Origin of the sequence: Rhodoferax sp. UBA5149 (assembly GCF_002413825.1) — a bacterium.
Taxonomy (GTDB): domain Bacteria; phylum Pseudomonadota; class Gammaproteobacteria; order Burkholderiales; family Burkholderiaceae_C; genus Rhodoferax.
The window spans coordinates 7,139-11,868 of record NZ_DHXT01000106.1; the positions used below are offsets into that span (position 1 = coordinate 7,139).

3 protein-coding genes and 1 pseudogene are annotated in these 4,730 nt (G+C 61.3%); all 4 read left to right on the plus strand.

Features of this window, described 5'->3' with window-relative positions:
* Nucleotides 1-28: 28 nt before the first annotated feature.
* Nucleotides 29-2,707 (plus strand): leucine--tRNA ligase, encoded by a 2,679-nt coding sequence (gene leuS, locus B3V69_RS09685; RefSeq protein ID WP_296446033.1) that lies wholly within the window; start codon nt 29-31, stop codon nt 2,705-2,707.
* A gap of 10 nt (nt 2,708-2,717) precedes the next feature.
* A complete protein-coding gene (lptE, locus tag B3V69_RS09690; protein ID WP_296446035.1) occupies nt 2,718-3,242 on the plus strand; it encodes an LPS assembly lipoprotein LptE in 525 nt (174 codons plus the stop codon).
* The gene (gene holA / locus B3V69_RS09695; RefSeq protein ID WP_296446036.1) at nt 3,226-4,299 is read left to right on the plus strand and encodes a DNA polymerase III subunit delta; all 1,074 of its coding nucleotides are present in this window, start codon (nt 3,226-3,228) and stop codon (nt 4,297-4,299) included. Before lptE ends, holA begins: the two co-directional genes overlap by 17 nt.
* Before the next feature lie 27 nt (nt 4,300-4,326).
* A pseudogene (locus tag B3V69_RS09700) lies at nt 4,327-4,730 on the plus strand (gamma-glutamyl-phosphate reductase); the annotation flags it as partial.

Sequence of the window (4,730 nt, forward strand, 5' to 3'; positions counted from 1 at the left end):
CCCCCTGATCGCCTGAGAGTGAATCCAAATGCAAGAAAAATACAACCATCTCGACGTCGAAAAAGCCGCTCACAGCCACTGGACGGCGGTGGATGCCTACCGCGTGACGGAAGATGCTTCCAAAAAGAAGTTCTACGCCTGCTCCATGCTGCCTTACCCCAGCGGCAAGCTGCACATGGGCCATGTGCGCAACTACACCATCAACGACATGCTCACGCGCTACCTGCGCATGAACGGCTACAACGTGCTGATGCCGATGGGCTGGGATGCCTTTGGCCTGCCGGCCGAGAACGCGGCACTCAAGAACGGCGTGCCGCCGGCCAAGTGGACCTACGAGAACATCGCCTACATGAAGCAGCAGATGCAGGCCATGGGCCTGGCCATCGACTGGAGCCGCGAAGTGGCCACCTGCGACCCCAGTTATTACAAGTGGAACCAGTGGCTGTTTTTGAAGATGCTGGAAAAAGGCATCGCCTACCGCAAGACTCAGGTGGTCAACTGGGACCCGGTGGACCAGACCGTGCTGGCCAATGAGCAGGTGATCGACGGCAAGGGCTGGCGCACCGGTGCCGTGGTGGAAAAGCGCGAGATTCCCGGCTACTACCTCAAGATCACCGATTACGCCGAGGAGTTGCTGGAGCAGGTGCAGACCGGTCTGCCGGGCTGGCCCGAGCGCGTCAAGCTGATGCAGGAAAACTGGATTGGCAAGAGCGAGGGCGTGCGCTTTGCCTTCCCGCATGACATTCGGGATGAAGCTGGCGAGTTGATTGATGAAGGCCGCATGTATGTCTTCACCACCCGCGCTGACACCATCATGGGCGTCACCTTTTGCGCGGTTGCGCCCGAGCATGCGCTGGCCACGCACGCCGCCCGGACCCAGCCGAAACTGGCCGCTTTCATTGAGGCGTGCAAAAAAGGCGGCACCACCGAAGCGGAGCTGGCGGTGAGGGAAAAAGAGGGCATGGCCACCGGCCTGTACGTGACGCACCCCCTGAACGGATGCCAAATCGAAGTCTGGGTCGGCAATTACGTGCTGATGAGTTACGGCGACGGTGCGGTCATGGGGGTGCCCGCGCACGACGAACGCGACTTTGCTTTTGCCAAGAAGTACGGCATTGACATCGTGGAGGTGGTGCTGGTGGATGGTCTGGAATACGACTATGACCAGTGGCAAGACTGGTATGGAGACAAGCAGCGCGGCGTCACCATCAACTCCGACAGTTTCAGTGGTTTGCCCTACCAGGACGCGGTCAACGCCGTGAGCCACGCCCTGCAAGTCAAGGGTCTGGGCGAGAAAAAAACGACCTGGCGCCTGCGCGACTGGGGCGTCAGCCGCCAGCGCTATTGGGGCACGCCGATCCCCATCATTCATTGTCCGCAACATGGCGCCGTGCCGGTGCCCGAGAAGGACTTGCCGGTGGTGCTGCCGCTCGATTGCGTACCCGATGGCTCGGGCAACCCGCTGCACAAGCACGAAGGCTTCCATGCCGGTGTCGTCTGCCCCATTTGTGGCGTCAGCGCGCGGCGCGAGACCGACACCATGGACACCTTCGTCGACTCCAGCTGGTACTACATGCGCTACTGCGACCCGAAGAATGCCGACCAGATGGTGGCCGAGGGCGCCGACTACTGGATGCCGATGGACCAGTACATTGGCGGCATTGAGCACGCCATCCTGCACCTGCTGTACGCGCGCTTCTGGACCAAGGTGATGCGTGACCTGGGGCTGGTGAAAGTGGATGAGCCCTTCACCAAGCTGCTGACCCAGGGCATGGTGCTCAATCACATCTACTCGCGCAAGGCCGACAAGGGCGGCATCGAGTATTTTTGGCCGCATGAGGTGGAAGACATTCAGGATGCATCGGGCAAGGTGACCGGTGCCAAGCTCAGGCAAGCCAAGGGTGACCTGCCGGCCGGCACGCGCATCACCTACGAGGGTGTGGGCACCATGAGCAAGAGCAAGAACAACGGGGTCGACCCGCAGGACTTGATTGAAAAATACGGTGCCGACACCGCGCGCCTGTACACCATGTTCACCGCCCCGCCCGAGGCCACGCTGGAGTGGAACGATGCGGGAGTGGAAGGTTCCTACCGCTTCTTGCGCCGTCTCTGGAACTTTGGCGTCAAGCAGTCTGCTATCAATATCGAAGCTGCTCATGAAGGTGTGACGGCGGCTGCAGCCCTAAAAGATATAAATTTCAGCAAAGAAGCGAAAGCCCTTCGGCTTGAAATTCACACGGTGTTCAAGCAAATTGACTATGACTACCAGCGCATGCAATACAACACGGTGGTGTCGGGCGCGATGAAACTGCTCAATGCCCTGGAATACTTCAAGAACGATGGCTCCAAGGGCAGCCAGGCGGCGGTGCGAGAAGGTGTCGCCATGTTGCTGCGCTCCATTTACCCCGCCACGCCACACCTCACGCATGCGCTGTGGGAGGCGCTCGGCTATGGCGCCCAGTATGGCGATTTGCTGGACGCGCCCTGGCCCAAGGCGGACGAAGCTGCGCTGGAGCAGGACGAGATTGAGCTCATGTTGCAGATCAACGGCAAACTCAGAGGCGCCATCGTGGTGCCGACGGGCGCGTCCAGAGAAGAAATTGAACGCGCCGCGATGGACAGCGAAGTGTTCCAAAAGCTGGCCGAAGGTGCTGCGCCCAAGAAGGTCATCGTGGTGCCGGGGCGTCTGGTCAATCTGGTGGTTTGAAGCCAGCACCATGAAACGTCGCACAGTCTTCACCTTGCTCGGTCAGCTCGGTTTGGCCAGCCTGAGCGGCCTGGTTTTGCAGGGCTGCGGGTTCACGCTGCGCGGCAGCCAAAACTATGCCTTCTCGACCCTGGCCGTCATGCCCAACCCGGGCGGGGCGGTGGCCATCGAGTTGCGCCGATCTTTTGGCAGCAACGTGCATGTGCTGGCGCCCAATGAGCCGCTGACGCAGGCGCAGGTGGTGCTTGACATCCTGCAGGAGCAGCGTGAAAAAATCGTGGTCGGGGTTAACAGCTCGGGCCAGGTGCGGGAGTTTCAATTGCGCATCCGGGTGAAATTCAGGGTCCGCACGCCGCATGGCGTGGAGCTCACGCCGGACGCCGAAATTCTGCAGCAGCGCGACATCAGCTTCAATGAATCCGCCGTGCTGGCCAAGGAAGCCGAGGAACGCCTGTTGTACCGGGACATGCAAAGCGACATCGTGCAGCAGCTCATACGCCGCCTGGCGGCGGTCAACCATGCAGCTAGCCCCTAATCAACTCGCCAACCACTTGCAGAAAGGCCTGAAAAGCCTTTACACCCTGCATGGCGACGAGCCCCTGCTGATCCAGGAAGCGCTTGACACCATTCGCACGTTCGCCCGAAGCCAAGGCTTTAGCGAGCGCACTTCGCATACCGTGGCCGGTGCGCATTTCGACTGGAGCGAGGTGCTGGCGGCGGGCGGATCGCTGAGCCTGTTTGCCGACAAACAAATTGTCGAGCTGCGCATTCCTTCCGGCAAACCCGGCAAGGAAGGCAGTAGCGCGATTCAACAGCTGGCCGAGCAATCCCGGGGCAATGATTCGACGCTCACCCTCATCCTGCTGCCGCGGCTCGACAAACTGACCAAAGGCGGTGCCTGGTTCGGCGCGCTGGAGAGTTTTGGCGTCACGCTGCAGGTCGAGCCGGTCGAGCGCAGCGCGCTGCCGCCCTGGATCGCGCAGCGGCTTAGCCATCAGGGCCAACGCGTGGCCGCTGGGGAAGAGGGGCAGCGCACCTTGCAGTTTTTTGCCGACCGGGTGGAAGGCAATTTGCTGGCGGCGCATCAGGAAATCCAGAAGCTCGCGCTCTTGTTTGCGCCCGGCGAGCTGACGTTCGACCAGATTGAGAATGCCGTCTTGAACGTGGCGCGCTACGACGTGTTCAAACTGTCCGACGCGGTGCTGGCCGGCCAGACCGTGCGGGTGCAGCGCATGCTGGACGGCTTGCAGGCCGAGGGCGAGGCCGAGGTGCTGGTGCACTACACGCTGAGCGAGGACATTCGCGCCCTCAAGCGCGTCAAAGACGCCATGGCGCAAGGCCGCCCGATGCCCATGGCGCTGCGTGAGCAGCGCGTGTGGGGCGCCAAAGAACGTTTGTTTGAACGTGTGCTGCCGCGCCTGAGTGACGCGAGCTTGGCCGATCTGCTGCAGGCAACGCACCAGGTGGACGGCATCGTGAAAGGCCTGAAACAGCCCGACTGGCCGACCGATGGCTGGCAGGCGCTGCATCGCCTGGCCATGCTGCTGTGCAGTCAATGCGCCGTCCCCGCGCCCGCACAACGCGCGCGGTAGGCGCGTCATCCCGTGAGAAAATAAGCCATGAACGCGCTCACCATCACCGACTACACCCAGACCCTTGGGTTTCAGGCAAAAACCGCATCAGCCCTCATGGCTAAAGCGCAGACAGCTACTAAAAACATAGCACTTCGAAAATTGGCCGAGTTGTTGCGCGCCAATGTGCAGGCGCTGCAAATAGACAATGCCAAAGACATTGAGCGCGCGCGGGCGGCGGGCCTGTCGGCCCCCATGGTGGATCGCCTCAAGCTCAGCCCCCAAGTGATCGAGACCATCGCCCAGGGCTGTGAGCAGCTCGCCGCCATGCCCGATCTGATTGGTGAAATCATCGGCATGAAGCAGCAGCCCAGCGGGATTCGGGTCGGACAAATGCGGGTGCCGATTGGCGTCTTCGGCATGATCTTCGAGAGCCGGCCCAACGTGACGAT

Coding starts and splice junctions, on each gene's coding strand:
- holA (WP_296446036.1), top strand. CDS start 3,226: ATGCAGCTAGCCCCTAATCAACTCGCCAACCACTTGCAGAAAGGCCTG.
- leuS (WP_296446033.1), top strand. CDS start 29: ATGCAAGAAAAATACAACCATCTCGACGTCGAAAAAGCCGCTCACAGC.
- lptE (WP_296446035.1), top strand. CDS start 2,718: ATGAAACGTCGCACAGTCTTCACCTTGCTCGGTCAGCTCGGTTTGGCC.